This is a genomic window from Rhodococcus sp. MS16 (genome assembly GCF_013277795.1).
Classification (GTDB): Bacteria; Actinomycetota; Actinomycetes; order Mycobacteriales; family Mycobacteriaceae; genus Rhodococcus_F; species Rhodococcus_F globerula.
The window spans coordinates 634,879-659,891 of sequence record NZ_VBTM01000005.1 but is presented as its reverse complement, the minus strand read 5'-3'; the positions used below and the strand labels follow the sequence as shown (position 1 = coordinate 659,891).

Here is a 25,013-nt window from a genome sequence, read left to right as displayed (position 1 = left end):
GAAGAGAAAGAACATACAGAATCAATGACTGACAACATGATCGGCTGGGCGCTCGATACCGATGGCGTCCTCGTGCTCACGATGGACGACCCGAATCAGGGCGCCAACACGATGAACGCCCTGTACACGTCGTCAATGGCCGCGACAGTCGACCGACTCGAAGCCGAGAAGGACAGTTTCGTCGGCGTCGTGCTCACCTCGGCAAAGCGAACATTCTTTGCCGGTGGTGACCTCAGGGACATGCAGGCTTGGGGACCGCAGGCGAAGAACCCGGTTTCTGCCACCGAGGTCACCACCCACCTCAACGAACTCAAGAAGGTGCTGCGGCGACTTGAGTTGCTGGGCAAGCCCGTAGTGTCCGCCATCAACGGCGTCGCGCTCGGTGGCGGGCTGGAAATCGTGCTGCACACCCACCACCGCATCGCGGCCGACGTCAAGGGCAACCAACTCGGCTTACCCGAGGTCACCCTGGGTCTGTTGCCCGGCGGGGGCGGAATCTCCCGTGTCGTACGGCTGCTCGGCATCCAGGGGGCGCTGGCAAACGTACTGCTGCAGGGCCCGCGTTTGAGCCCGACACGCGCGCTGGAGTTGGGCCTGATCGACCAGGTCGTTGGTTCGGTGGCGGAATTGCTACCGGCGGCCAAGGCTTGGATTCACGACCACGCCGATGCCATACAGCCTTGGGACACCAAAGGATTCAAGATTCCCGGCGGCGGACCGGCTGACGTGAAGATGGCCCAGGTCCTACCGGTTATCCCGAGTCTCCTGCGTAAGCAACTCAAGGGTGCACCGATGCCGGCACCACGCGCGATCATGGCTGCCGCGATCGAAGGCGCGTACGTCGACATCGACACTGCCGACGAGATCGAGACCCGCTACTTCGTCTCGCTCGTGACCGGCCAAGTGGCCCAGAACATGATCAACGCCTTCTTCTTCGACCTGCAGGCGATCAACGGTGGAGCGTCAAGACCAGACGGCTACGACAAGTTCACCGCTAAGAAGGTGGGTGTCATCGGAGCCGGAATGATGGGTGCCGCAATCGCATACGTCTCCGCCCAGGCCGGAATCGACGTGGTGCTCAAGGACGTTTCGCTCGACGCAGCGGCGAAAGGCAAGCAGTACGCGGTAGCGCTGGAGGCCAAAGCGCTCGCGCGTGGCAAGACCACGGCGGAGAAGTCCGAACAACTCCTCGCCCGAATCACACCGACCACCTACGCCGCCGATTTCGCGGGCGTCGACCTGGTAATCGAAGCCGCATTCGAATCGGTCGAAGTCAAACACCAGGTGTTCCAGGAGATCGAGAACATCGTCGAACCCGAAGCGGTGCTCGGCTCCAACACCTCCACCCTGCCGATCACCATCCTGGCCGAAGGTGTCGCGCGCTCGGAAGACTTCATCGGAATCCACTTTTTCTCCCCGGTGGACAAGATGCCCCTGGTCGAGATCATCAAAGGCGCCAAGACGTCGGATGCTGTGTTGGCCAGGGTCATCGACTACACCCAGCAGATCCGTAAGACCCCCATCGTGGTCAATGACAGTCGTGGCTTCTTCACCTCGCGCGTCATCGGCAAGTTCCTCGACGAGGCGATGGCCGCCGTCGGCGAGGGCGTAAACCCCACGTTCATCGAGCAAGCAGGCGCACAGGCCGGATACCCGGCACCGCCACTGCAGCTCATGGACGAACTGACACTCACACTGCCGCAGAAGATCCGCAAGGAAACCGAGCGGGCATTGCTCGCCGCAGGCGAGACCGTTCCATTCCACGGTTCCAACGCCGTCATGGATCGGATGGTCGGTGAACTCGAGCGCACCGGACGATCCGGCGGCGGCGGTTTCTACTCGTACGACGAGAGCGGCAAGCGCGTCGGCATCTGGCCAGGTCTGCGTGAAGCGTTCAAGTCAGGGTCCACGGAAATTCCGTTCGAGGACATGAAGGAACGAATGCTGTTCGCTGAAGCGCTCGAGACCGTGCGCTGCTTCGACGAGGGCGTGCTGGAATCGGTCGCGGACGCTAACATCGGCTCGATCTACGGTATCGGGTTTCCAGCCTGGACCGGCGGCGTGATCCAGTACATCAACCAGTACGACGGCGGGCTGCCAGGTTTCGTCGACCGCGCCCGAGATCTGGCGTCGAAGTACGGCAGTCATTTCGAACCACCGCAGTCGTTGGTCGAGAAGGCCGAGGTGGGTGAAAAGTACTGAAGTAGTAAAGCACTGAGGTGGCCCGCCTCGATCCGAGGCGGGCCAGATCGCACCACTAACGTTGAAAGCTCCGCTCCCATTCTTCTTGGAACTTGCCGGTCAGCTCGGGAGTGAGCGCAGCGGTGTCCGGTAGAGGGATATCCTGCGCACGTCCGACCGAACCCGAGATGTCCGGCAGAGCACTACCGTATCCGTACGAGAGTGCCTTCTGCCCTGCTTCTGTGACCATGAAGTTGGCCAGTACCTGCGCGGCATTCGGATGCGGCGCGGACGCAAGTACCAAGGAATACCACGGCGTTCCCCAAGCCGGCTCCGGCAGTACCCAGTCCACCGGGGCACCTGTCGCCATCTCCCGCACCAGCGGTTGCACCATCGGGGTTGCGGCAATCTCACCCGAGCTCAATGCTTGGGCGATACCCAGCGAACTCGGGTAGATTCGAGGATTCAGGGCCGCGAGCCGTTCGTTGAAATCGCCGTTGCCCCAATTTTTTTCGAAGAACTGGTACTCGTCGACCACGGCCGCGAATCCGCCGGGGTTCACAACCCCGATCTTCCCCTTCAGTGCGGGATCAAGCAGGTCGTCCGGTGATCGAAGCCCCTGGGGCAGAGCGTCGGTGTTCCAACCGAGCGCGAATATAGCCGCGCTGGTCAGGAAGAACTGGTCGTCGATCACACTTCGAGCGCGATCGTATATCGGATTGTCGAAGGCTGGGCCGACAATCGCCGTCGAGAAGTCGCCGGTTGCGGCGGCATTTTTGATCCAGGACGGATCCGAGGACATGTGAACGTCGCCTACGCCCTTGCCAGTTCGATTCTCGGTTTCGATTCGAGGGTTCATCTCGACATCGGTGCCGCGCGTAACTTCCAAGGTGATCTGCGGATACTGCTGCGCAAATGCAACCCGCAGTGCCTCGAGGTTTGCCGGATGCTGGGTGGAGTAAAGCCGCACGGAACCTTCGGCTGTGGCCGCGGCGACGACGTCGTCCCAACTGCCGGAGGCCAGCGTTGCCATGGTCTCGTTACTGCTGCACGCGGCCGCCACCATCAGCGTGGCGGCCGCAGTCACCGCTATGACCGACCGGGGAAAGATCTTCATGTACGTGCCCTTCTGGCGCTCGTATGTCATAGGTATTTTCCGGAGATCTTGTTGTCGAACCGCGAAAGATATTCGAGAACAAGCAAATTCAGCATTCATTCGAGATGACCTGAACTCGGTTTAGCTGACGACGGCAGTATGCCATGATGTGGCTCACGTCACAATAGTTGGGTGCGCGCAGGTTTTCGATGCCGCCATTCTTGGCTAAACTGAATTCAATACAGTTAGAGTAGGATCGCCATGTCAGTAGTTGCGAGCTGGGAGAGCACTCATGGGTAACGAATTCCCCCACCTATTTTCACCGTTCGCAGTCGGTGGCATGACCATCAAGAATCGATTGGTGGCCTTGCCTGCCGGTACGAGTATGGCCGAAAACGGTGTCCCCACACATGGGGACACCGAACATTTCCAGCGACTCGCGGCCGGTGGAGTAGGTCTGATCATCGGCGGTGCCACCGTGGTGCACCCGACCACGACGCTGCGCTCACGAAAGCTCGTCGAGGCGTACATCGACGAATTCGTTCCGGCCACAGCCGCGAAAGTCGAAGTGATACACCGTCACGGCGCGAAGTTCATCGGTCAGCTGTGTCACCTCGGCCGCGAATTCATCGGCGGCGAATCGGATGCGCCGCCGTCTGCCCCGTCCCCGATAAAGACACCGCGCGATGCCTACCCCCCTCACGAACTCACGATTACCGAGATCGAAGACATTATCGAAGGCTGGCGCATCTCGACCGCGAATCTTGTCAGGGCAGGCGCAGACGGCGCGGAAATCCATGCCGCGCACGGTTATCTGCCTGCTCAGTTCATGTCCCCCTTGATCAACCAGCGAACCGACAGCTTCGGTGGATCGTTCGAGAATCGAATGCGTTTCCCCCGCTTGGTGATCGAGGCAATGCGCTCCGTCATGCCGACCGGATTCGCCCTCGGCGTGCGACTGAGCGGTGAAGAGGAAATCCCCGGCGGAATGCGGATCGATGACTGCGTGCGCATCGCCGAGAATATGACCGAACTGGGGGTCGATTACTTCTCCATCACGCACGGCACCCGCGGCAAATACGTCAAGGACTCCACCAGTGAAGATGGAGTCGCAATTCCGTCCGCATCGAAAGTGCGGGCCGCCACCGGTATTCCCACCCTCGTCGGCCAGCGCATCCGCGACGCCGCCGCCGCCGATCACGCGATCAAGTCCGGTCACGTCGACATGGTGGGTATGGCTCGGGCGCTGATCGCCGATCCCGACCTGCCGATCAAGTCGCAGACCGGCCGCCTCGACGAGATCCGTGGCTGTCTTGGCATCAATCAGGATTGCCGCGCCTTCGACCCGCATCTACACTGCGCGGTCAATGCCGAAGTCGGACGCGGCCGGCATCCGGGTATCGGTGCCGTCTCCCCGCGCGTCAAGGAAGTTTTTGTCATCGGCGGCGGGCCGGCCGGACTCGAGGCCGCACGCGTCGCTGCCGGCCGCGGGCATCGTGTCACATTGTTCGAGCAGGACACCGTTCTCGGTGGCGCCGTCCGTGTTGCCGCAGCCGCCCCACATCGCGCCACCCTGATCGACATCGTCGATTACCTTGCGCGAGAACTCAAGCGGCTCAGGGTCGACATCAACCTCGCTGCCGGAATCGACGTCGACGACCTCGCAGACATCCACTCATCGGCCGACCACGTCATCGTGGCCACCGGATCACGGCCGGCGGAGTTGCCGATCGGTTTGCGCGGGCGGCCCGTCGCGACGATTGACGATGTTCTCCTTGGCCGGGTGCCCGAGGTCGAGAGTCGTCGCGCGGTCGTTTACGACGAGGGCGACGGGTTCTGGCCGGCGTACAGCGCGGCCGAAGCGCTTGCCCAGCAGGGCTGGAGCGTTACGATTGCCACTGCATTGACCGCTCTGGCCTCCAGAGTTCCGGCTGAAAGCGTGGGTCCGTTGCTGAGTCGACTCGGCAACGCGGGGGTCGAATTCAAAGTCGGTCACTCGTTGGTGATTCCCGATAGTTCCTCGGCCCCGCTGTTCCTGCGCTCTGTTTTCGGAAGCGGTGACGTCACGTTTGACGATGTGCTGACCGTCTGGCATCAGCCGCGAGTTCCGGTGTCATCCCTGGGCTTGGAACCCAGCAGAGCAGTCAGCATTATCGGTGACTGCGTAACTCCCCGTCGATTGAGTCATGCCATCGCGGAGGGGTACCGCGCCGGTGCGGAATTGTAGAGGTACTTCCACGGAGGTCCATGACATCATCGCTCCGCCCTTACTGCGAGGCGAGCGTGATCGCGGGGCCGATTCGTCGGTGAGGCGGTATTACCGCTAGTGCCAACAGGATTCGCACACACTGCAGTCAGTTTTGGGTAACGCGTCAACCCAGTCCAACACTGACGTGCGCAAGTAGAACTCAACAACCAGTCATTTTCGATCTATTGAGAAGAGAAGAGTGCATACGACGTGGAAATCAAGGGAACCGCAGCACTGGTCACCGGAGCAGCTTCCGGACTGGGAGCAGCTACGGCCAAGCGCCTCGCCGATGCCGGCGCCACCGTCTTCGGCCTGGATCTGCCCGCATCGATCGAACGCGCCGGCGACAATGTCCCCGCCGGTGTCACCCTCATCCCCACCGACGTGACCAGCGGCGAAGAGGTCGAAGCTGCCATCAACCAGATCGTCGAATCCGGCTCTCCGCTGCGAATCGTCGTCAACTGCGCCGGCGTCGGCTGGGCCGGACGCATCCTGTCCAAGAACGGCCCGCATGACCTCGAGCTTTTCCGCACGGTCATCACTGTGAACCTGCTCGGCACCTTCAACGTCATGCGCCTGGCGGCCGACGCCATTGCCAAGACAGATACCGTCGACGACTCGGGCCAGCGCGGGGTTGTCATCAACACCGCATCTGTTGCCGCATTCGAAGGCCAGATCGGACAGATCGCCTACTCCGCATCCAAGGGCGGCGTGCACGGCATGACGGTTCCGGCTGCCCGCGACCTGGCTCAGTTCGGCATCCGCGTCAACACGATAGCTCCCGGCATCATCGACACCCCGATGCTCGCGGGCGTCACCGACGAGTACCGCAAGGGCCTCGAAGCCGGCGTTCCGTTCCCGTCGCGTCTGGGCCAGCCGTCCGAGTACGCGCAGCTCGCTCAGATGATCGTCGAGCACGACTACCTCAACGGCGAGACCATCCGCATGGACGGCGCTCTCCGCATGACACCGCGCTGACCCTAGGGCAGCTAGGGGTTACTGTCGGGGAAACCTGCAGTGGCCCTCATATTTTCAACATCGAGCCGTACGACGCTAAGACGACAGCGATGTGCTTCTCGGGCTGCCAGCAGTGTCGCGTGCATGGGTGCGCATAACACTGCTGGCGTAGTTTTTTTGTTGCTGTGAGCTGTGCTGACAACACGACCCTCCCTTCGGGCGGGAGGTGGGAGTGTCTGGGCTTAGCACCTGCACCACTGATCACGATCAACAGGTGCATCAGTTCGCGCAGTGACTCGAGGTCCGTTCGCAGAGACGTAACCGAAAAACCTCTCACATCATTCCCGGCCCATTGCCATCTTCAAAGAAGCTCCCCAACAGGAAGTTCCGCAATTATTCGAGATAGGAAACCAGCACGTCCCGCTGGCGTCTGACGCCGTGGGTGCCGAATCAGGTCGCCTACTCCGGAACTGATTGATCCGTAGGCGTACATTTCGCGCGCTGGTCGCAGGTCTCGTTCGGTGGCTCGGCTGTCCCCGCAGATTGCGTCGACCAGGATCTCGCGAACCTCTTTCTCGTCTTGGGCGTGGGCGATCGCATCGGTGTAAGTGTGTCGGCGCTGGTGCGTACGTTTGTACGTACATTCAGGTGGGAGGGTAATGGTGCAGGGTATGGAACTTCAGGAGCGAGCTGCAGCCCGCACGACGGAACTGCCGGGCGCGGAGCTGACGTATCCGTTCGGGGAGGACTGGAAGGTGTGGAAGGTATGCGGGAAGGTGTTCATGTTGCAGACCGAGGTGACCGGGGAGCCGATCGTGATCGTCAAGGCAGCACCCGCGGACGGGGAAACACTCCGGCAGTCGCACACGGATATCACCGCGGGCTATCACATGAACAAGCAGCACTGGATCACCGTTCACCCGGGAGGTTCTGTCGATGCCGGGCTTGTCGACGATTTGGTCGTAGAGTCGTATCTGTTGGTTGTCGAGAAGTTACCCAAGCGGGAGCGGCCGGTCGACCCCGACACGTTCGGACGACACGGGTGAGTCTGACTGGGCCCCGGTTACAGCGGCTCGCCTGCACTACCGCCCAGGGGCTGCCGGGGGTGACGGAGGGATACCCGTTCACCGAGCATCTGCTGGTTTTCAAAGTCGCCGGACGCGTGTTCCTTGTCGTCACGCAGGATCCGGGCGAGCCGATCATCACTGTGAAGGTCGATCCTGCTCATGGGGCGGCCCTGATCGGTGAACACGACACTATCGAGCGAGGACGTTATTTCGACAAACGTCATTGGGTGTCCGTTGGGTCTGGAGAATCGGTGACTGCCTCGCTGGCCGAGAGACTCGTCCACAACTCCTACGAATTGGTGACCGAGCAGCTTCCAGCCTCCCAGCGAACGTTATTGCGCCCGAGCATCGAAGACCTGAAGCAAACCGGAATCAGATCGGCGGGCGCGGCCGACAGCCAGAGAAAAGAGGACAGCGATGACGAAAGATCCTGACGCGGCGTCGCTGTTCGAGGTCGATGACACCTCACGCCCGCTCGCAGATCGTCTCCGTCCCACGCAACTCGAGGATGTCGTCGGCCAGGGGCATGTGCTTGGCCCGGACGCCCCGATCGGGCGAATGATCGAACAGGGAAAACTGTCTTCCACGATTTTGTGGGGGCCGCCCGGATGTGGGAAGACCACAATCGCAAGGCTTCTCGCCGAACGCACAGATCTGATGTTCGAGCCGTTGTCGGCGACGTTCTCCGGGGTTGCGGACCTTCGTAAGGTGTTCACAGCGGCGAGCAAGCGGCGAGAGATCGGGCAGGGCACCCTGCTGTTCGTCGACGAGATTCACCGCTTCAATCGCGCTCAGCAGGATTCGTTTCTTCCGTACGTCGAAGACGGGACGATTGTGTTGGTCGGAGCGACGACCGAAAATCCCAGCTTCGAGCTCAACGGCGCTTTGCTCTCTCGGTGCCAGGTTTTCGTCCTCAAGCGGCTCGACGAGTCGGCGTTGCGCACCCTCGTAGATCGCGCCGAGCAGCTCACCGGCCGCACGCTCCCGGTGGATACGGGGGCTGCGGAGGCCTTGATCGCTATGGCCGACGGTGATGGTCGTTACCTGCTGAACCTCGTCGAACAACTCCTCACCCTGCCACCGGAGAGCGCGCCGCTGGACACCGCCGGCCTGGCACAGGTGGTGCACAAACGAGCGCCACTGTACGACAAGTCGCAAGAAGGGCACTACAACCTCATCTCCGCCCTCCACAAATCCATGCGCGGATCAGACCCTGATGCTGCGTTGTATTGGCTGGCGCGCATGCTCGACGGCGGTGAGGACCCGCTCTACATCGCGCGGCGACTCGTGCGGTTCGCCAATGAAGACATCGCGATCGCCGATCCGCACGCAGTGCATCAGACGCTTGCGGCATGGGATGTCTACGAGCGGCTCGGCTCTCCCGAAGGGGAACTCGCCATTGCACAAGCCGTTGTATACCTTGCGACCGCGCCGAAGTCGATCGCGGTATACCGGGGCCTGAGCCGGGCGATGCGAGCGGCGAAGGGGTCCGGATCCCTCCCGCCGCCCGCACATATCCTCAACGCCCCTACAGGTCTGATGAAGTCCCTCGGATACGGAGCGGGTTACGAGTACGACCCCGAGACCGCAACAGGATTCTCGGGCCAAAACTATTTCCCTGACGGCATGGCGCGTCAACGGTTCTACGAACCCACCGACAACGGTTACGAACACATCATCGCCGACCGGCTCCGCCAGTGGGAACAACTCCGCGAAAACCCGGATCGGAAGGACCGTACTTAGCGCGACAACAAGGTTCGCGGACCGATCTATCGCAGGAGATGTCGAGAGTATCGCCATGGCGAACGTCGTTTAACCGCTCTGCGTCCCGGCCAACCCGATTGTTTGAAGCTTTTCTCCCGTCTGCGTTGTCTCGAACCGATCAGCATGTGGGCACATATAGCCTGATTGCGATTCGAAAGCTCTCGATTTCTCACCTGTGTCAGAGCAAATCGAGTCCGACCGACTGCGCGGCATTCTGAGCTCGAGACACCGTGGTGTGCAGGCGAATCTGATGCCGGCTGTTGCGTGGCGGCGACGGTTCGCAGAGGAACGATTGGTCCCGATTCATAGATGGAGCCGATGACGGGAATCGAACCCGCGTATTCAGCTTGGGAAGCTGATGTTCTACCATTGAACTACATCGGCGTCGCAGCCGGTCGGAGGGGTTTTCGCCCCCGATCAACGTGCTTTCCGAAGGTTATCAGACGCCATTTCCGATGTGTGGGAGCCCCGCCCGGCAACTAGTGCTCACGCTCGATTTCTCGCGACACAAGAACCCGAGCTGTTCGTCACAGCATTGTGTGATCTGCCTGGTGATTGGTCTGCGCTGAAGTGGTGAACCGGTAGCCTCTACGTGTGCTGCTCTCCGATCGTGACATCCGTGCCGAAATTTCAGTTGGACGCCTGGGCATCGACCCGTTCGACGATTCGATGGTTCAACCGTCGAGCGTCGACGTGCGCCTGGACGGTTTGTTTCGGGTTTTCAACAACACGCGATACACGCACATCGACCCGGCGCAGCGCCAGGACGAGCTGACGAGCCTGGTCGAGCCCGCGGAGGGTGAGCCTTTTGTGCTGCACCCCGGTGAGTTTGTCCTCGGTTCGACGCTCGAAGTGTGCTCGCTGCCCAACGACCTTGCCGGCCGCTTGGAAGGCAAGTCGAGCTTGGGCCGTCTGGGCCTGCTGACCCACTCGACTGCTGGATTCATCGATCCGGGATTCAGCGGCCACATCACGTTGGAACTGTCGAATGTCGCGAATCTTCCGATCACGCTGTGGCCGGGAATGAAGATCGGTCAACTCTGCCTGCTCAAGCTGTCGAGTGCTGCCGAGTTCCCGTACGGAAGTTCCGAGGCTGGTTCCAAGTACCAGGGCCAGCGCGGTCCGACGCCGTCGAAGGCGTACCTGAACTTCAACCGGGGCTGACGGAAGACCGCACGTATGACTGCGTTGTTCTACGGCATGGTTTTCATGAACCTGCTGTTTGTGACGAGCACGGTGTGTTTGGTCAAGCCTTCGCGGATCAGCGCGATTGCCACGGCGTTTGCCGCGCTGATGTGGCTGCTGCTCAACGGCCCGCTCGAAGGGCAAGTGTTGTGGTCGCTGACTCCGGAGAACGGCCTCACCGTGTCGGATCTGTTCTCATTCGTGGCGTTCGGTATTGCGGCACGGGGATGGTTTGTGGCGGGTAATCGCAGGCGTGGGAATCGTTTCGGACGGCGATAGCAGGCAGATAGACGTCAGCTATGGGGAATCTCCCCCAAACCGGGCATAATTGCAGGTTATGTGGTGGATTGTTGTCGGCGGACTGATCCTCTGGGTGGCCTGCGCCGTACCTATCGCCATTATCTGGGGTAAAGCCATCGCCCGACGCGACCGCGCTGATTTCGAAATCCGCGATCAGGACTGGTCTGCCGAGCTGGCCAGGTCGATCGAAACGGAAACCGATCCCGAGACCGAGAAGTGATCGGCCATGGAACTGCCGTCCGACACTCCGGCCGATGTGGTCGAGGCTGCGGCAGCAGGTCCTCGTGTTCCGAAATTTGATTCCACACTCGGCATTTCGGTAGTTCCGGCCGCCGGGCCGGTGGGCCACCGTTTGGTGGTGATCGGAGATTCTCTCTCACAAGGATTTCAGAGTGGGGCTGTCTTCAATACCGACCTGTCGTATCCGTCGATCATCGCGTGGCAACTCGGCTGGTTCGATAGCTTCCGATTCCCGCGTTACGGCGGCCCGGGTGGGCTACCGCTGAACATCGAATTGTTGCTGCGCACACTGGAAGAGCGCTTTGGAACTTCGACGGACGTGTGGGAGATTCCGCTGGCATTATTCGCGGCACGCGGATTCATGGATCAGGTCGAGGACTACTGGGAGCGTGGCCCGGGTAGCGTCGCGCCGACGTTCTCGGCGATCAATCACAACCTGTCGGTGTACGGGTGGGATGTGCGCGACGCTCTGACGAAAACCGCTGCGAGTTGTGAAGCGGCACTGCATCAACCACACGACGATCTGCTCAGCCAGATTGTCGAGAACAACGGCGAGCGGACGGCATTGCGAGTCCTGCCGCGAGGGTCCGATGCCGAGAAGAAGATGACGGTGTTCGACGCGGCAGCCGAACTGGGCAAGGAGTGCATCGAAACCTTGGTCGTGTTTCTCGGGGCGAACAATGCGCTGCGGACCGTGACCGACTTGCGAGTGCAGTGGAGTGGCAACAAGTTTCGGGACCCGGATGGCAAACGGGATTACACAGTGTGGCAGCCCGATCACTTTGCCCAGGAGTACGCCGAGGTGCTTGCCGCTATCCGAAAGATCAACGCTCAGCACGTCGTCCTGTGCACAGTGCCGCACGTGACAATCGCCCCGATCGCGCGGGGGTTGGGTGGCAAAGTCGAGACAGGGTCACGGTATTTTCCGTACTACGCCCGGCCGTGGGTGCGTGACGCAGACTTCGATCCACGACGCGATCAGCACATCACGGGAGCGCAGGCGTGGAGTGTTGATACGGCGATCGACCTGTACAACACGGGGATCGAGCGGGCGGTAGCGAGCGCACGCCGGGTGGGTAAGGACTGGCACCTCTTCGACGTCGCGGGGCTACTCGAGCGCGTCGCATCGAGGCGGTATGTCGACGACGTCAACGCAAGGCCGTCGTGGTGGACGCCGTACCCACTGCCCAAGGCATTGACTGATCTTGCACCCGTGCCGGATTCACGATTCCTGGCCGCGGACGGTATGGGCGGCCGAGCGTCGGGTGGGTTGTTCTCGCTGGACGGCGTTCATCCGACCACGGTGGCCTACGGGGTTCTGGCCCAAGAGTTGATGAACATCATGGCCGGCGCCGGTGTGCAGTTCGATTCCCCGGCAGTCGATTTTGATCGCCTCGTCAGACGAGACACGCTGGTGCGCACTCCTCCTCAGAATCTGGATCAGACGCTCGGACTCATCGGATGGGCCGACGAACACCTCGGTTTCGTGAAACGAATCTTCGGGCTGTGATGATCAGCTCGCTCGGCACAACGATGGAGAGACCATCCGGCCGGCATAGTCGCGGAGCAAAGCTTCCAGTCCGGTGTCCTCGGTGGACAATCTGCCGGTCGGGCCGATAGCGGCAAGCGAGCCCACAACACCGTTCTGGCCGTCGCTGATCGGCACGGCGAGCGCTGAGCGGCCGATGCGAATCTCGTCGACCTCCCGCGCCGGCTCACCGCGTCTGATGCGGGAGAGTTCGAGTTCGAGGTGGTCGGCGTCGGTGATGGTGTGCGCGGTGATCTTCTTGAGCGGTGAAGCTGCCAGTTCGGGCCGCGAAGATAACAACAGTTTTCCGATGGCAGACGCATGCAGCGCGCTCACGAGAGTGCGCTCACCGCTGAGTTCGTGATCGGGATCGCGGTCGATCAGCCGGACCTTTCCCTTGTCGTACGACGCGAGATATACGCCGTAGCGCACTTGTTCGCGCAGTTCTTCGAGAAGTACGGAGTTGTCCACGGGGGTGGGTTCGGCAGCAGCTCCAGCCAATTCGCGGGTGCGTCGGCCGAGTGCAAATCCGGAGAGATCCGCGATCCGGACCAGGTAGCCGTCGGCGACAAGGATGTTGAGCAATCGGTAGGCCGTTGCGGGAGGAATGCCGGCCAGCGCCGCAATGTCTTTGGCGGTGGCGCCGGAACCGAGTTGCGCTGCGGATTCGAGCAATGCCAATGCGCGCTGGACTGCTCTCGGTTCATGTCCACCGAGATCTCGCGGTCGACCGACCATCAGCGCGGACCGGCAGTGGATTCGCCTACCAGCACGACATTGCCGGCGGCATCGGTGCCGAAAACTCCGGCGCCGGGAAGTACGTCCTCGGTTTCGGGCCGATCGAAGGCGCCGATGTGCAGGAGGCTTTGAGGGCTGCGACGACGGAGATAGAACTGCCACAGTGTGCCCGAACTGAGTATCACCAGCACTGCGATCGGTGCGATGTACGTGTGATCAACGATGTTCGCGTACACCAGGTATCCGAGGACAACTGCGCCCGCACCACTGCCACAGGACGCAGCGGCAAGCACGCGGGGTGTGTCTTCGCCGATGCGCGTGAGGAATACGACGGAACTGATCGCGACCAGCGCGTAGGCGACAATCACGGCTGCCCGCACCGTGAGGCGCAGATCTTCGAAGAACACGCCTCGTCCGATCAGGGCGAAGGTGCCACCGCCGACCAGCACGGTGGCAACAACAACGCTCAACGCGACACTCGGGGTGCGGAAGGCGCTGTGTACGTGCGCAAAAGCACGGGGGAGGAGTCGCTCCACACCAAATGAGTAGAGCAGGCGCGACGCGGCGTTCGACGACGCCATCGACGACGCCAGCCACGAGCAGCCCATTCCGATGTTGAGCGCGATCACCACGGCTGGGCTGACACCGGTCGAGGTTCCGTGCAGATAGGCGTTGACGAGGGTGTCGCTGCGTCCGGTCCAGGCGGCCCAGCCGGCAAAGATGAAGAGGCCACCGCAGATGATCGGAGTGAAAAGGACTGTGCGCGTCACGGTTACCAGTGGGCGACGGGCTTCGGGGCCGAAGAACGCGGCGCTCTCGAATCCGGCGAGCGCAAAGAGTGCGGCGAGTGCGGTGATCAGTAGTCCGTGGCCGGACGTGGACGGAATGATCTGTGCGTGCTGATCTCCGCCGATCAGCATGAGCGCGACTATGAAGAGCAGGGAACAGCTTTCGGCCACGAGGATTGCGAGTGCTGCAAATCTGACGCTCCGGAGCAGGCACGCAAGGATGAGTGCGGCGAGCACGGTGTACAGGGCGATCAGCTGAAATGTGCCGTGGACGCGTATGCCGGCGAACCCGAGCAGCGTAATGACCGCCAGCCCACCGTGATACAGGGTCATCACCGCGCTGCCGACATATTTGACGAGTATGGCTATGCCCGTGGTGATAGCGGCCCGGGCGCCGAGCCCGCGAAAGGCAAAACTGTGAAGTCCGCCCGATGCTGCCATCCGTCTGGTGAATTGGGAGATGCAGAACGCGATCAAGGTGACCAGCACGGTCGCGACAATGATCGTGATCATCCCGCTCAGAAGGTGGCCGTGTGTCAGCATGGTGACCGGCAGCACAACCATCGAGACAGCCGGTGCTGTGGTTGCCACCGACTGTGCCAGTACTTCGGCGCCCGAGAGTTGGCGACGCCCGAGTGCGCGCAGCGGTGAGCGCGCGGGTGGTTGCTTCTCGCGCGTGGTGAACGATCGCGCGATGGCCTCGGTGAGTGCGGACATGCGCGGGACGCTAATGCACTTCTGTAACGGAGAAGTTTCCTACGTGAGTCCCCTGATCGCACCCGGCTGAGAGAGCGCGTGTCGGCTCGGCGGTTGATTCTCACTCGATTCCCACGGACTGTTTCCTGCGCGACAAGTTCTCGACCCATCGCCGAGCCATTGTTGTTTCCACACCAACAACCCGGGTCGCCGGGCGCACACTTGGGAGCTTGAATGTCGTACACACGTAGATCTTTCATGCGCAGTCTGGGACTCACCGGCGGCGCGGGCCTGGCGCTGGGAGCCATGGGGTCCATCGGTTTGGCGCCGGCAGCATCGGCGTCGCCGCGACGTTTTCAGGCACCGGCAGCGGGTGACCTGATCGGACAGGTCAAGGGCAGTCATTCTGTTGTCATTCTGGGCGGTGGCCCGGCCGGTCTGTGCTCGGCGTACGAGCTGCAGAAGGCCGGATACAAGGTCACCGTCCTCGAAGCCCGCACTCGTCCGGGTGGACGAGTGTGGTCGATTCGTAACGGGACGGAGGAGACGGATCTCAACGGCGAGACCCAGACCTGCACGTTCTCCGAGGGTCACTTCTACAACCTGGGTGCCACCCGAATCCCGCAGAATCACAACACCATCGACTACTGCCGCGAGTTGGGCGTCGAGCTGCAGATGTTCGGCAACCAGAATGCCAACACGCTCGTGAACTACACCGGCAGCAAGCCCCTTGCCAATCAGTCGATCACGTACCGCGCAGCCAAGGCCGACACCTACGGTTACATGTCCGAGCTGCTGCAGAAGGCCACCAACCAAGGCGCTCTCGACGAGGTTCTCACGAAGGAAGACAAGGAAGCGCTGTCGTCGTTCCTCAAGGACTTCGGCGATCTGGGCAGTGACGGACGCTACGTGGGATCGTCGCGCCGCGGGCACTCCGTCGAACCGGGTGCCGGTTTGAATTTCGGCACCGAGATCGAGCCCTTCGGGATGAGCGATGTCATCCAGGGCGGCATCGGACGCGCATTCTCCTTCGAGTTCGGCTACGACCAGGCCATGACCATGATGACCCCCGTCGGCGGGATGGACCGGATCTACTACAAGTTCCAGGACAAGATCGGTATGGAGAACATCGAGTTCGGTGCCGAGGTCAGCGGAATGAAGAACGTTCCCGAGGGAGTCACCGTCGACTACGTCGTGGACGGCAAGGCCAAGTCGATCACCGCCGACTACGCCATCTGCACCATTCCGCCGCACCTGATCAAGCGCCTGAACAACAACCTGCCCTCCGACATCCTCCTCGCTCTGGAGGGAGCAAAGCCGTCGTCGTCCGGCAAGCTCGGCATCGAGTACTCGCGTCGTTGGTGGGAGACCGAAGACCGGATTTACGGCGGCGCATCCAACACCGACCGCGATATCTCGCAGATCATGTTCCCCTACGACCACTACAACTCCGACCGCGGAATTGTTGTCGCGTACTACAGTTCGGGTAAGCGTCAGCAGGCTTTCGAATCCTTGACGCACAAGCAGCGCCTCGCCAAGGCCATCGCCGAAGGCTCGGAGATCCACGGCGAGAAGTACACCCGCGATATCTCCTCCTCCTTCTCGGGCAGCTGGCGTCGTACCAAGTACTCGGAGTCGGCCTGGGCATCGTGGGCCGGAGCGGGAGATTCGCACGGCGGCATGGCAACTCCCGAATACACAAAACTGCTCGAGCCCGTCGACCGCATCTACTTCGCCGGTGATCACCTCTCCAACGCAATTGCTTGGCAGCACGGCGCTTTCACGTCGGCGCAGGACGTTGTCACCCACCTGCACCAGCGCGTCGCGCAGGGCGCATAGCTTTTCAACTACCTTCCACTTCCGAGGAGTCACCATGAAATCTCGTACCACCAAAGTTGTTGCCGCAGCGTTTGCCGCGTCCGTGCTGCTCGGCACCGCGACCGCGTGCTCGTCCGAAACGGCCGAGGCGGAAACCTCCACCAGTTCCTTCATCTCGAGGTCGGTTCTCGAAGCCGGACAGGCCAATCCGATGATCGCACAGGGTGTGGCCATCGGCGCTGATACAGCGGTCTACAAGACCAGTGGCATCGGACCGTCGGCCGGAAACAAAGCTGCACCAGAAGGATCTCCCGAGTCGTACATCGACTCGCAGTTCTCCGGCGGCGTGCTGCCGGCCGGGGTGACAGTCACCGAGGCTCAGGGCATCAACGTGCTCAAGAAGATTCGTGACAATCTCGAAGCTCAGGGACTGACACTCGAAGACGTAGTCACGATGCGCGTCTTCCTCGACAACGCTCCCGGTTCGGACAAGGCCGACTACACCGGCTGGAATCGCGCGTACCGTCAGTTCTTTGCCAACACGAACCTCGACTCCGGTGAGACGGAGTTGGTTCCGATGGGAACCGCGGCACCCATCGCGCCGATCGAACGAAACAGCGCTCGCCCCACTCGCTTCGCGCTCGAAGTTGCCGGACTGCCGGTTGCCGGCTGGCTGGTCGAGGTAGAGGTCGACGCGGTGTACCCCGAGGGTAAGGAACCCGCCTGATGGGCGCGCTCAGCCCGACCCACTGGGCCATCGTCGCGGTAGTGCTGCTGGTGTTGTTCGGTTCCAAGAAGCTGCCGGACGCGGCCCGCGGGCTGGGGCGGTCGATGCGGATTCTCAAGTCCGAGGTCGGTGAACTGCAGGCCGATACCGATCTTGCACTCGATTCCGAGTTGGCGCCGAGCAAGAAGTACTGATCCTGTGCGAGGCTGACGAGGTGTCCCACACTTTCCTCGCAGTGTTGTTTGCCATCGGTGCAGCGGTCTGTATCGCGATCGGCACAGTAGTTCGCCAGCGCACCGCAGCAGTGGTCCCGGATGATTCCATCGGTGCACTCGGTCCGATCACGACGCTCGTGCACAGTCCGATCTGGTGGCTGGGCACGATCGTCGGGATGGTGGGTTACGCACTTCAAGCTGCTGCGCTCGGCTTGGGATCGCTGCTGCTGGTGCAGCCGCTTCTGGTGTTGTCCCTGCTGTTCGCGCTCCCACTCGGCGCAAGATTCAGTGGGCGCACGATCAGCGCGCGCGAGTGGTTGTGGGCGGCGGCGCTCACCACGTCGGTGGCGGTGCTGATCATCGTCGGTGATCCGCGGCCGGGGCAACCGCGAGCGGAAACGCACCATTGGGTCATGATCACGCTGATCGGGCTGCCGTTCGTCGCGCTGTGTCTTTTCGGAGCACATCGGCGCACGGGATCGGCGAGGGCATTGCTCCTCGGAATTGCGGGCGGCTCACTGTTCGGAGTTGCTGCAGTGCTCACCAAAGGTGTTGTGCACCTTGTGACGCTCGGACCTTCAGCCGTTCTTACGTCCTTCGAGTTCTATGCACTTGTCGCGGTTGCAGCGGTCGCGACTTCGGTGCAGCAGTCAGCTTTTCAAGCGGGGGATCTACAAGCGTCGCTGCCGGCGACAACAATCATGGAGCCGGTGATCGCGTCGCTGCTCGGGTTCGTGGTTCTCGGTGAGTACCTCGACGCGGATCGTAAGGTGGCCGCGGTTCTTGCACTCGCCGTCGTTGCGATGATCGCGGCCACCGTTGCCTTGGCCCGCAATGCGGCCGGCAGCGAGGTTTCGGTGCCGCAGAAGGTCCGCTGAGATTTCCGGCGTCAGACGAGGCCCTCTGCCCTGGCCACAGACTGCGGAGGCCGTGAGTCCTTGACGAGTACGTCGATCACGACGTCTTCGTCCTGATACGTCGCCAGCTGCGCGAGGCCGGGAGTCTGCCGCACCAGCGAGTGAACGCCGTCGCCGGCCTGCGGATATTCGGGCACGATGTGACGCCAATGGGCGCACACCAGCGTGCCACCGGGTTCGAGGTGTTCGACGGTTCGCTGCATCGCCTCGGTGAGCTTCTCGATGCTGAGGTAGTAGCCGATCTCGCTGAGCACGATGAGGTCGAAGGTGGCGTCCGGCCAGGTGTCGTCGCCCAGGGCCCATTCCCTGAACTCGACGTTGTACCCGGCGAGTCGTCGACGAGCCGTTTCGAGCGCTGACGGCACGATGTCGGTGGCGATCACCGCATCGCAACGATCCGCCAACATTTTGGTGAGGACTCCGATGGAACATCCGGGTTCGAAGGCGGAGCGGTATCGGGGCTTGGGCAGCATTGCGGTGGTGAGTGCGTATTTTCTCTTTTCGTACCAGCGTGTTTCGAAGTCCCACGGATCCGACTGAGCTGCGTACATCTTGTCGAAGTAGTCGGGTGGAAGTTGCGGATCACTCATACGAATACGGTCTCATAGGTGCGCAGCAGCCGGGTCAGGGCGTGTGGCGGGAGTATCGGTTGGTCGGCGGGATGATCGGAGAGCGGCAAAATCTGGGTGGTGAACTGTTGCACCGCAGAGGTTTTTGCTTGACGCACATCGTCAGGCAGGGTGATGGTGTGCAGGCGATCCCACGGAACGCTCGGGTGTTCCGGAGTTGCCCAATGCCACGTCCAGACGGGGTACTCGATCAGGCGAGCACCGGTGTCGGCGCACGCCTGCGCTGCTGCAGTTCCCGTTGCCTCGTGGTCGGGATGGCCGTCGCCGCGCCAGGTCGAGGCGCACCAGGTTCCGTCTGGTGCTTCGGCGAGAATCTCGTGGAGTCGCTCGGCTAGCTCGTTGCTGTGCGTGCGGATGTCTCCGTCAGGCAACATCAACCGGACCGGGACGGGGGTACCGAGTTCCTCTGCCGCTCGGACAGACTCGACCCGTCGACGCTGTTCGAGCTCAGCTCTCGTGAGGGTGGGAGAACCGGGGTGTGAAGCGCCGCCGTCGGTGACGGAGACGATCTGAACATCGATGCCCGAACGCGTCGCCATCAGCGCTGTTCCGCCGAGGCCCAGAATCTCGTCATCCGGATGAGGGGCCACGATAACCAGACGCTTACATGACGAGAGATCGAGCTCTGGGAAGGGTCGCTGCCACTGCTGCCACACGGATTCCGGTGTGCCGCCGTCGTCGACGGGCTTCTGCGCGAACAGTTTCGAGTTCACCACGTCGATGATCCTTGTGCTGTCAGACGGCCGAGCTGAGCGAGATCCTTCTCGGCATGACTTTGCCGAAGGTAGACGGTGAGATCTGCAACGCGGGCAGCATGGTCGCCGTCCAGGCACAAGGGTGCTGCTCCCAGAGCTCGCCCGACTCGATCGAGGGTTTCGGTAGCCGCCCGTTCCACGATCGATCGGGCTGCCAGTGCTCGCTGTTGTGCCTTTCCGTTCTTGTCGAAAGGATCGTCGTCGATTTCGGCTGCGGCGGCATCGAGGGTGTACCGAGCGGCTGTCAACGCGGCATCAACAGCCCCGAAATGGGCCAGGATGTAAGGGTCTTCGGAATGCGCTGCCTTGCTCCTCAGCGCGTCAGCGACACCGCAGGCGGCGCCGTACCAGCAGGCGGCCACCCCGATTGCCCCGTGCCAGAAACCCGGCCGGGTCAGATAATCTCCGATGTTGCCGACGGGAATTGCCGGGACGCCGTCGAAGTCCACTGCACTGGAATCACTTTCGGCCATGCCGACCGCTTTCCACGAACCGGGGACCGGATGCACGCCGGGCAACCCGAGTTCGACGGCAAACAGCGAGGGTGTGCCGTCGATCAGTGCGGTGACCAGAGCGTGCGTGCAGATATTTGCTCCCGAGCACCACAACTTACGTCCGGTGAGCGTCCAGATGCCCACGTGCTCCGAGGCATTCACCACGGGCTGCGGTGGTTCAGCTGCCCACACGCCCCACAGTTGCCCAGGTTCGGGTTCCGGCCCGTCCAGTTCCGCCAGTATCGCAACCGCGTCGGTGTGCGCCTCCGCCATTCGGCCGAGCACGACATTTTCGCGAGCGAGTTCGGCGAGGGCATTCCATCGTGCTGCCGTTGCGCCGCTGCCCGGCAGTGGCAGGTAGAGGTCGGTTTCTTTCAGAAGCGTTTGTAGTCGTGTCATCGCGCCACATCCACTGTCTCGGTGCCGAGTTCTCGTATATGCCCGGCAAAACCGCCTGGTGTCCGTCCATCCGTGCGAGCCGAGGTTGTGACTGCAATGTCCTGCGCCCACGCGATCCTGGCACCGTCCTCGCTGAGACGGCGAACCAGATCGACGTCCTCACCTTCCTCGAGATGGGAGAATCCTCCTACGCTCCAATACTTGTCGGCTCGGATGCCGAGGTTTGCGCCGTGGATGTGCCCGTGGCGACCTATCGGATGCGCGTGATACCGCTGTTCGTACAGCTGCTGGACGGACGACGGCTGATCATCCCAGTCGGCGATGCGCACTGTTCCGGCAACAACGTCCGCGCTCTGCGCGTACTCGAGTTGCCGCGCAAGCCATGTCGGGCCGACAACCGAATCCGCGTCGGTGGTGGCAAACCACGTCGACGCGGACGCAATGCGACTGTCGGTGCCGAACGTCGAGAATCCGGTGGCACGAGATTTTCCGACATTGTGGTGCTGTGCTCGAATGACGTCGATGCCGCTCGGGATCACTTCACCCGATCGGTCGGAGCAGCTGTCCAGGACCGTGACAATCCGAACGGGAACATCGATCCGACGCGTGGCCTCGAGCAGTGCGTCGATGCAGTGCGGGAGGTCGATCGCTTCGTTGTGGGCGGGGACTACTACAAGAACCTGGTCGATGGTCATAGCGACGATCCTTTCCTCACCCATGCGTCACGCCGTGTTTCTTCCGGCGCGGACTTTCAAGGAAACCATATGGCCGCAATTATCCGCGCCCTTCCCACGATCCGCCCGCGAGGCGAAAGATGTTTGTGTGAAACATGTCTCGATCGAGTTTGGAGAATCGAGGAAGTGGGTAAACCACCTCGCCTGGCGTGTCCTTCGGTGGTGTGAACATGTGCCTCGTCGGGTAGCCGACTTCAGCGACGAATTGAAGACTTCACGCTGACCATCCCACTGAGGAGTCGATCATGATCGTGCGGTTACCAGGCGTGTATCCACCGCAGCACGACACATCCCTGCTGAGCGACGCGCTGCTGTTCGAGCCGTTGACGGCCAGAAGCAGGGTGCTTGATCTGTGTTGCGGAACTGGCGCTCTGTCCGTTGCCGCGAGGCGCGCCGGTGCGGGGCACGTCGTAGCGGTTGATATCTCCCGGCGAGCGCAGGTCAACACATGGCTCAATGCTGTGGTCAATCGAAAACGCGTCGACGCACGCCGCGGTGACCTGACGGATGCGGTGGGAAGCGAGTTGTTCGATCTGATTATCTCGAATCCGCCGTATGTACCTGCACTGGACGACGCGTTGCCGACGGCGGGCATCGCGCGTGCCTGGGACGCGGGAAAAGACGGACGTAGCGTGCTGGACCGGATCGCGGCGAGTGCGCCCGATCATGTGGCTCCGGGCGGAACGCTGCTGTTGCTCCAGTCTGCGCTCTGTGGAGTCGACAAAACCGCGGCGATACTGGAGGAATTCGGGATGCTTGTCGAAGTGTCGGCGCGTGCGTCGGTACCCTTTGGCCCGGTGATGACTGGGCGCCGGATGATGCTGGAATCGCGCGGGTTGATTACGGCCGATCAGGATACCGAGCAACTGGTGATCATTCGCGCAACAAAATGAGGACCGGGATTACACATGAGAAAAGGCTGGATGCCTGCAGCTTGTGCGGGCTTCCAGCCTTTTCAGTCTGACGTCAGACGGGGATCGAACTCAGATGGCGCGAACGTTCTGAGCCTGGGGGCCCTTCTGGCCCTGTCCGATCTCGAACTCGACCTTCTGGCCCTCGTCGAGGGACTTGTAGCCGCTGCCCTGGATCTCCGAGTAGTGAACGAACACATCCGGTCCGCCACCTTCCTGCTCGATGAATCCGAAGCCCTTTTCACCGTTGAACCACTTGACACTGCCCTGAGCCATAACCAAATTCTCCTGGATCCATCGAGCCGAGCCCTCCCATCGAGAGTTCGGTCTCACCCTTGATCCTGCCATGCTCTTCTTTTTCTGTCTTCGATAACTTCCACAAAACCTTGACGAGTATCGACAATCAGGACATCGACTCACGAGTGCGATTCACCTAATAGTGGCTCTGACCTGCTGTGGAGTTGTGTCTGAGGGGCTTGCGCGTCATAGGCGATGTTGCGAATTTTTTTACGCTCGGCGTGTTATCGAAGGCGGGATGCCGGGTGGAGAATCCATCAGATACGTGTTACTCGGGGCGCTGAAGAAGGTTCTTTTGCAGGGTTACCGTCACGGTAGCGGCGTTAGTTGCATCACGCCGGGGAGCGTCGTCGGTCCCTATGTAGGCAATTGCGCCTTGGCGCACAACGTCGAGTTCGGCGTGGTCGGTGAGCGACTCGAGTACAAACCAGCTGAACGAGCTTTTGCCGGCGGGCTGTTCTGCGGTCGAGATTGCCGACACTGCGATACGGAGCGCGTTCTCCGGTGCTGTGAAAGTGCAGGTGATGTCGGTACCTGGTGCTGCCAGCGCGATCAGCATGCTGGCTGCTTCGTCGATGGCCAGTTCGAGGTCGGCTACGCCGTCGACGTCGAACCCGTGGTTGTAGGCGATGTTGCAGGTCATTCCGCGTAGGGTGCTGAGTTGGTCGGCTGCGGCGCGCACTCGAATACAGGCGAGTGTGGGGATTGTCGATCCCGCGTGCAGATCAGTCGGCAAGGTTGTCACTGGCTATGCTCCTGGGTCGTGTCGTAGGGTCTGAAATCGGGTAAGCGAGGTTATAGTTACTTCGCTCCACAGACAGAGGCATACCCAGGTGTAATTCGTTATAAACCAATGGTTCGGCAAAGTGACGCAAGTCGTACCCTTGGTTTGTTTTGTCCAAATTCACCCTGTGGCTTTGGCGCGCTCGACAATCTCCTCGGCAATGACATGCAGCTTCTGCTGCTTTCGTTGCGACTCCTTGACGAGGACGTCGAACGCCCTTTCGGAACCGAACCCGTGTATTGCCATCAGGATTCCTTTGGCCTGTTCGATGGTTGCCCGGGACTTCATCGCTGTGTTGAGACCCGCGATTTCGTGTTTCGCGAACTCGATTTCCTTCGACACGCGCAGTAACCCCTCGATCGAGGTTGTGTACACACGCAGGATCAACGCGTCCACTTCGCTGAATCCGTGGGCGCCAAGGCTGTAGATGTTGAGTGCTCCAGCGTGCCGGTCGTAGATCCAGATGGGGGCTGACAGGAAACTCTGTACTCCCGCTCCGCGAAGATTTGCTGTGAAGGTCGGCCAACGCAGTTCGGAATCCGCGACGGTAGCGCGCACGACTGATCGCGTCCGCGCGGCCTCGAGACACGGGCCTTCCCCGGATACGTACTGTTCGAAGTCGACATCCAGGACGGCTTTGTTGGTGCTCGCTGCGGTCCGGGGGACCCCGGATTCGGAGAGAAGAGTTACCCCGGCCATGTCGGCTCCGGAAATAGTCTCCACAGTGCGTACGCATACCTGCTTCAAGAGGGCATCGGTTGCGTTTCCTGGACCTACGCGTGCGGCGACATCGGACAATGCGGTGACGAGCGCGTCGAGTTTCTCGATGAGCTCGCCGGGATCGATGTCCTCGCCCAGTGCTCTGTCGAGGACGTTGTCTTCAGAGCGCTCCTTCATAGCTACCCCGCTCAACTGGTTACTCAGGCCGGCCCGTCATCGATGGACGCGTGTATCTGACGGACTACTTCAAGTATATTGTCCGAATTTGCGGCGGATCGGGTTTCCAATTCACGAAATGCAACCGAAGCGTCACAATCGGTTTGGTTCATAACGACGCCCACCGCACGCTCGATGTCGACGCGCACTCCGATTGCGTCGTGCAGAGCACCAGTCGCTCTGCCGCGCTTGTCATCGTGAGCCGCAGCTTCGAGAGCGTGGCCCAGATAGTCGGCCAGCACGCTCATCGGATCGCGGTCACGAACGTAGCTTTCGAAGCTCTTCTGTGAATACGGATTGACCGAACCGACCGGTGATTGTCGGGCAAAAAGTGGTACCGCGAGGAAGTAGTTTCCCGATCTCGAGGCGCTGAGGCATGGTCCGTCGCCGAAGTCGTATCGAGCGCGGTCGAAAGCCTCGACCAGCGGATCGGTGATGACTGCAGAGATCGCTCATTTGCTGACCGCCGATTTCGACTCGCGCGCCCTGCTCGGGTCCATCACCGAACGAACCCGGCGAACATTCAAGTCTGCGTGGCGTGTGCTGCTCCTGCGGGCCACGGATTCAATCAGCGTCGAGATCGTGTGAATCCGTCGAGGAGGATTTTGA

Annotated in this window: 27 protein-coding genes and 1 tRNA gene; 16 read left to right on the top strand and 12 right to left on the bottom strand. The window is 61.4% G+C overall.

Annotated elements, in window-relative coordinates; all coding sequences use genetic code 11:
* Nucleotides 1-24: 24 nt before the first annotated feature.
* Nucleotides 25-2,202, top strand: coding sequence for a 3-hydroxyacyl-CoA dehydrogenase NAD-binding domain-containing protein (locus FEZ60_RS15810; protein WP_172936466.1), 2,178 nt, complete (start codon nt 25-27; stop codon nt 2,200-2,202).
* Between the two features lie 55 nt (nt 2,203-2,257).
* On the opposite strand, the gene FEZ60_RS15805 is transcribed toward FEZ60_RS15810, so the two are convergent.
* Nucleotides 2,258-3,298: an extracellular solute-binding protein gene (locus FEZ60_RS15805; protein WP_045066630.1), complete on the bottom strand. Its 1,041-nt coding sequence runs from the start codon at nt 3,296-3,298 to the stop codon at nt 2,258-2,260.
* Between the two features lie 271 nt (nt 3,299-3,569).
* Here FEZ60_RS15805 and FEZ60_RS15800 point away from each other — a divergent pair, with 271 nt between their 5' ends.
* From FEZ60_RS15800 to FEZ60_RS15780, 5 genes are all read left to right on the top strand, one after another.
* Complete coding sequence (locus FEZ60_RS15800; RefSeq protein ID WP_172936465.1) at nt 3,570-5,504, top strand: FAD-dependent oxidoreductase; 1,935 nt, start codon at nt 3,570-3,572, stop codon at nt 5,502-5,504.
* A gap of 231 nt (nt 5,505-5,735) precedes the next feature.
* The gene (locus FEZ60_RS15795; protein WP_033235406.1) at nt 5,736-6,503 is read left to right on the top strand and encodes an SDR family NAD(P)-dependent oxidoreductase; all 768 of its coding nucleotides are present in this window, start codon (nt 5,736-5,738) and stop codon (nt 6,501-6,503) included.
* Between the two features lie 650 nt (nt 6,504-7,153).
* Nucleotides 7,154-7,528, top strand: coding sequence for an MmcQ/YjbR family DNA-binding protein (locus tag FEZ60_RS15790; protein ID WP_230590280.1), 375 nt, complete (start codon nt 7,154-7,156; stop codon nt 7,526-7,528).
* A 59-nt stretch (nt 7,529-7,587) separates the two neighbouring features.
* Nucleotides 7,588-7,983, top strand: coding sequence for an MmcQ/YjbR family DNA-binding protein (locus tag FEZ60_RS15785; RefSeq protein ID WP_202026117.1), 396 nt, complete (start codon nt 7,588-7,590; stop codon nt 7,981-7,983).
* On the top strand, nt 7,967-9,292 hold the full coding sequence (locus tag FEZ60_RS15780; protein ID WP_172936463.1) for a replication-associated recombination protein A: 1,326 nt from the start codon (nt 7,967-7,969) through the stop codon (nt 9,290-9,292). The genes FEZ60_RS15785 and FEZ60_RS15780 overlap by 17 nt, the downstream gene beginning before the upstream one ends.
* Nucleotides 9,293-9,623: 331 nt before the next feature.
* Here FEZ60_RS15780 and FEZ60_RS15775 read toward each other — a convergent pair.
* Nucleotides 9,624-9,697 (bottom strand) — tRNA-Gly (locus FEZ60_RS15775).
* 210 nt (nt 9,698-9,907) lie between these two features.
* On the opposite strand from FEZ60_RS15775, the gene dcd reads away from it, so the two are divergent.
* Genes dcd through FEZ60_RS15755 form a run of 4 tightly spaced genes read left to right on the top strand, consistent with a single transcriptional unit; the run spans nt 9,908 to nt 12,548 of the window.
* Entirely contained in the window at nt 9,908-10,477 is a 570-nt protein-coding gene (gene dcd, locus FEZ60_RS15770) for a dCTP deaminase (RefSeq protein WP_095886886.1), read from the top strand.
* Nucleotides 10,478-10,492: 15 nt separating this feature from the next.
* Nucleotides 10,493-10,777 carry a hypothetical protein gene (locus FEZ60_RS15765; RefSeq protein WP_095886885.1) on the top strand — a complete coding sequence of 95 codons (285 nt, stop codon included), beginning with the start codon at nt 10,493-10,495 and terminating at the stop codon, nt 10,775-10,777.
* Between the two features lie 58 nt (nt 10,778-10,835).
* Nucleotides 10,836-11,018 carry a hypothetical protein gene (locus FEZ60_RS15760; RefSeq protein WP_033235757.1) on the top strand — a complete coding sequence of 61 codons (183 nt, stop codon included), beginning with the start codon at nt 10,836-10,838 and terminating at the stop codon, nt 11,016-11,018.
* Between the two features lie 6 nt (nt 11,019-11,024).
* The gene (locus tag FEZ60_RS15755) at nt 11,025-12,548 is read left to right on the top strand and encodes a hypothetical protein (RefSeq protein WP_172936462.1); all 1,524 of its coding nucleotides are present in this window, start codon (nt 11,025-11,027) and stop codon (nt 12,546-12,548) included.
* Nucleotides 12,549-12,551: 3 nt separating this feature from the next.
* Here the strand turns inward: FEZ60_RS15755 and FEZ60_RS15750 are convergent, their stop codons facing one another.
* Nucleotides 12,552-13,304, bottom strand: a complete 753-nt coding sequence (locus FEZ60_RS15750; RefSeq protein ID WP_092802675.1) for an IclR family transcriptional regulator C-terminal domain-containing protein — start codon at nt 13,302-13,304, stop codon at nt 12,552-12,554.
* Nucleotides 13,304-14,809: an APC family permease gene (locus FEZ60_RS15745; protein WP_172936461.1), complete on the bottom strand. Its 1,506-nt coding sequence runs from the start codon at nt 14,807-14,809 to the stop codon at nt 13,304-13,306. Before FEZ60_RS15745 ends, FEZ60_RS15750 begins: the two co-directional genes overlap by 1 nt.
* A gap of 237 nt (nt 14,810-15,046) precedes the next feature.
* Between FEZ60_RS15745 and FEZ60_RS15740 the strand changes: the two genes are divergently transcribed.
* The 4 genes from FEZ60_RS15740 to FEZ60_RS15725 are packed head-to-tail and all read left to right on the top strand — an operon-like array spanning nt 15,047 to nt 18,426.
* Entirely contained in the window at nt 15,047-16,627 is a 1,581-nt protein-coding gene (locus tag FEZ60_RS15740) for an FAD-dependent oxidoreductase (RefSeq protein ID WP_033235753.1), read from the top strand.
* 34 nt (nt 16,628-16,661) lie between these two features.
* Complete coding sequence (locus FEZ60_RS15735; RefSeq protein WP_172936460.1) at nt 16,662-17,333, top strand: Rid family hydrolase; 672 nt, start codon at nt 16,662-16,664, stop codon at nt 17,331-17,333.
* Entirely contained in the window at nt 17,333-17,527 is a 195-nt protein-coding gene (gene tatA, locus FEZ60_RS15730) for a Sec-independent protein translocase subunit TatA (protein WP_033235751.1), read from the top strand. Before FEZ60_RS15735 ends, tatA begins: the two co-directional genes overlap by 1 nt.
* 20 nt (nt 17,528-17,547) lie before the next feature.
* Entirely contained in the window at nt 17,548-18,426 is an 879-nt protein-coding gene (locus FEZ60_RS15725) for a DMT family transporter (RefSeq protein WP_172936459.1), read from the top strand.
* An 11-nt stretch (nt 18,427-18,437) separates the two neighbouring features.
* Here the strand turns inward: FEZ60_RS15725 and FEZ60_RS15720 are convergent, their stop codons facing one another.
* From FEZ60_RS15720 to FEZ60_RS15705, 4 genes are read right to left on the bottom strand one after another with little or no spacing between them, the layout of a single operon-like run.
* On the bottom strand, nt 18,438-19,055 hold the full coding sequence (locus tag FEZ60_RS15720; RefSeq protein WP_172936458.1) for a class I SAM-dependent methyltransferase: 618 nt from the start codon (nt 19,053-19,055) through the stop codon (nt 18,438-18,440).
* On the bottom strand, nt 19,052-19,810 hold the full coding sequence (locus FEZ60_RS15715; protein WP_172936457.1) for a PIG-L family deacetylase: 759 nt from the start codon (nt 19,808-19,810) through the stop codon (nt 19,052-19,054). Before FEZ60_RS15715 ends, FEZ60_RS15720 begins: the two co-directional genes overlap by 4 nt.
* The gene (locus FEZ60_RS15710; protein ID WP_172936456.1) at nt 19,804-20,742 is read right to left on the bottom strand and encodes an acyl-CoA dehydrogenase; all 939 of its coding nucleotides are present in this window, start codon (nt 20,740-20,742) and stop codon (nt 19,804-19,806) included. The genes FEZ60_RS15715 and FEZ60_RS15710 overlap by 7 nt, the downstream gene beginning before the upstream one ends.
* Complete coding sequence (locus FEZ60_RS15705) at nt 20,739-21,437, bottom strand: glycosyltransferase (protein WP_172936455.1); 699 nt, start codon at nt 21,435-21,437, stop codon at nt 20,739-20,741. Before FEZ60_RS15705 ends, FEZ60_RS15710 begins: the two co-directional genes overlap by 4 nt.
* Before the next feature lie 284 nt (nt 21,438-21,721).
* Here FEZ60_RS15705 and FEZ60_RS15700 point away from each other — a divergent pair, with 284 nt between their 5' ends.
* The gene (locus FEZ60_RS15700) at nt 21,722-22,369 is read left to right on the top strand and encodes a HemK2/MTQ2 family protein methyltransferase (protein ID WP_172936454.1); all 648 of its coding nucleotides are present in this window, start codon (nt 21,722-21,724) and stop codon (nt 22,367-22,369) included.
* A 90-nt stretch (nt 22,370-22,459) separates the two neighbouring features.
* On the opposite strand, the gene FEZ60_RS15695 is transcribed toward FEZ60_RS15700, so the two are convergent.
* The 4 genes from FEZ60_RS15695 to FEZ60_RS15680 all read right to left on the bottom strand — a co-directional run bounded on the left by FEZ60_RS15695 (nt 22,460) and on the right by FEZ60_RS15680 (nt 24,652).
* Nucleotides 22,460-22,663 carry a cold-shock protein gene (locus FEZ60_RS15695; protein ID WP_003943666.1) on the bottom strand — a complete coding sequence of 68 codons (204 nt, stop codon included), beginning with the start codon at nt 22,661-22,663 and terminating at the stop codon, nt 22,460-22,462.
* 289 nt (nt 22,664-22,952) lie between these two features.
* Complete coding sequence (locus FEZ60_RS15690) at nt 22,953-23,429, bottom strand: ATP-binding protein (protein WP_051730638.1); 477 nt, start codon at nt 23,427-23,429, stop codon at nt 22,953-22,955.
* Nucleotides 23,430-23,588: 159 nt separating this feature from the next.
* Complete coding sequence (locus FEZ60_RS15685) at nt 23,589-24,365, bottom strand: GAF and ANTAR domain-containing protein (protein ID WP_095886876.1); 777 nt, start codon at nt 24,363-24,365, stop codon at nt 23,589-23,591.
* 23 nt (nt 24,366-24,388) lie between these two features.
* Nucleotides 24,389-24,652 (bottom strand): ANTAR domain-containing protein, encoded by a 264-nt coding sequence (locus FEZ60_RS15680; RefSeq protein WP_172936453.1) that lies wholly within the window; start codon nt 24,650-24,652, stop codon nt 24,389-24,391.
* A gap of 187 nt (nt 24,653-24,839) precedes the next feature.
* Between FEZ60_RS15680 and FEZ60_RS15675 the strand changes: the two genes are divergently transcribed.
* Nucleotides 24,840-24,992 (top strand): hypothetical protein, encoded by a 153-nt coding sequence (locus tag FEZ60_RS15675; protein WP_172936452.1) that lies wholly within the window; start codon nt 24,840-24,842, stop codon nt 24,990-24,992.
* The last annotated feature ends 21 nt before the right edge of the window (nt 24,993-25,013 follow it).

Excerpts from the sequence above, each read along its gene's own strand:
- FEZ60_RS15810 (WP_172936466.1), top strand. The coding sequence starts at position 25 with ATGACTGACAACATGATCGGCTGGGCGCTCGATACCGATGGCGTCCTC.
- FEZ60_RS15805 (WP_045066630.1), bottom strand. The coding sequence starts at position 3,298 with ATGAAGATCTTTCCCCGGTCGGTCATAGCGGTGACTGCGGCCGCCACG.
- FEZ60_RS15800 (WP_172936465.1), top strand. The coding sequence starts at position 3,570 with ATGGGTAACGAATTCCCCCACCTATTTTCACCGTTCGCAGTCGGTGGC.
- FEZ60_RS15790 (WP_230590280.1), top strand. The coding sequence starts at position 7,154 with ATGGAACTTCAGGAGCGAGCTGCAGCCCGCACGACGGAACTGCCGGGC.
- FEZ60_RS15780 (WP_172936463.1), top strand. The coding sequence starts at position 7,967 with ATGACGAAAGATCCTGACGCGGCGTCGCTGTTCGAGGTCGATGACACC.
- FEZ60_RS15765 (WP_095886885.1), top strand. The coding sequence starts at position 10,493 with ATGACTGCGTTGTTCTACGGCATGGTTTTCATGAACCTGCTGTTTGTG.
- FEZ60_RS15760 (WP_033235757.1), top strand. The coding sequence starts at position 10,836 with ATGTGGTGGATTGTTGTCGGCGGACTGATCCTCTGGGTGGCCTGCGCC.
- FEZ60_RS15755 (WP_172936462.1), top strand. The coding sequence starts at position 11,025 with ATGGAACTGCCGTCCGACACTCCGGCCGATGTGGTCGAGGCTGCGGCA.
- FEZ60_RS15750 (WP_092802675.1), bottom strand. The coding sequence starts at position 13,304 with ATGGTCGGTCGACCGCGAGATCTCGGTGGACATGAACCGAGAGCAGTC.
- FEZ60_RS15745 (WP_172936461.1), bottom strand. The coding sequence starts at position 14,809 with ATGTCCGCACTCACCGAGGCCATCGCGCGATCGTTCACCACGCGCGAG.
- FEZ60_RS15740 (WP_033235753.1), top strand. The coding sequence starts at position 15,047 with ATGCGCAGTCTGGGACTCACCGGCGGCGCGGGCCTGGCGCTGGGAGCC.
- FEZ60_RS15735 (WP_172936460.1), top strand. The coding sequence starts at position 16,662 with ATGAAATCTCGTACCACCAAAGTTGTTGCCGCAGCGTTTGCCGCGTCC.
- tatA (WP_033235751.1), top strand. The coding sequence starts at position 17,333 with ATGGGCGCGCTCAGCCCGACCCACTGGGCCATCGTCGCGGTAGTGCTG.
- FEZ60_RS15720 (WP_172936458.1), bottom strand. The coding sequence starts at position 19,055 with ATGAGTGATCCGCAACTTCCACCCGACTACTTCGACAAGATGTACGCA.
- FEZ60_RS15710 (WP_172936456.1), bottom strand. The coding sequence starts at position 20,742 with ATGACACGACTACAAACGCTTCTGAAAGAAACCGACCTCTACCTGCCA.
- FEZ60_RS15705 (WP_172936455.1), bottom strand. The coding sequence starts at position 21,437 with ATGACCATCGACCAGGTTCTTGTAGTAGTCCCCGCCCACAACGAAGCG.
- FEZ60_RS15700 (WP_172936454.1), top strand. The coding sequence starts at position 21,722 with ATGATCGTGCGGTTACCAGGCGTGTATCCACCGCAGCACGACACATCC.
- FEZ60_RS15695 (WP_003943666.1), bottom strand. The coding sequence starts at position 22,663 with ATGGCTCAGGGCAGTGTCAAGTGGTTCAACGGTGAAAAGGGCTTCGGA.
- FEZ60_RS15685 (WP_095886876.1), bottom strand. The coding sequence starts at position 24,365 with ATGAAGGAGCGCTCTGAAGACAACGTCCTCGACAGAGCACTGGGCGAG.
- FEZ60_RS15680 (WP_172936453.1), bottom strand. The coding sequence starts at position 24,652 with ATGAGCGTGCTGGCCGACTATCTGGGCCACGCTCTCGAAGCTGCGGCT.
- FEZ60_RS15675 (WP_172936452.1), top strand. The coding sequence starts at position 24,840 with ATGACTGCAGAGATCGCTCATTTGCTGACCGCCGATTTCGACTCGCGC.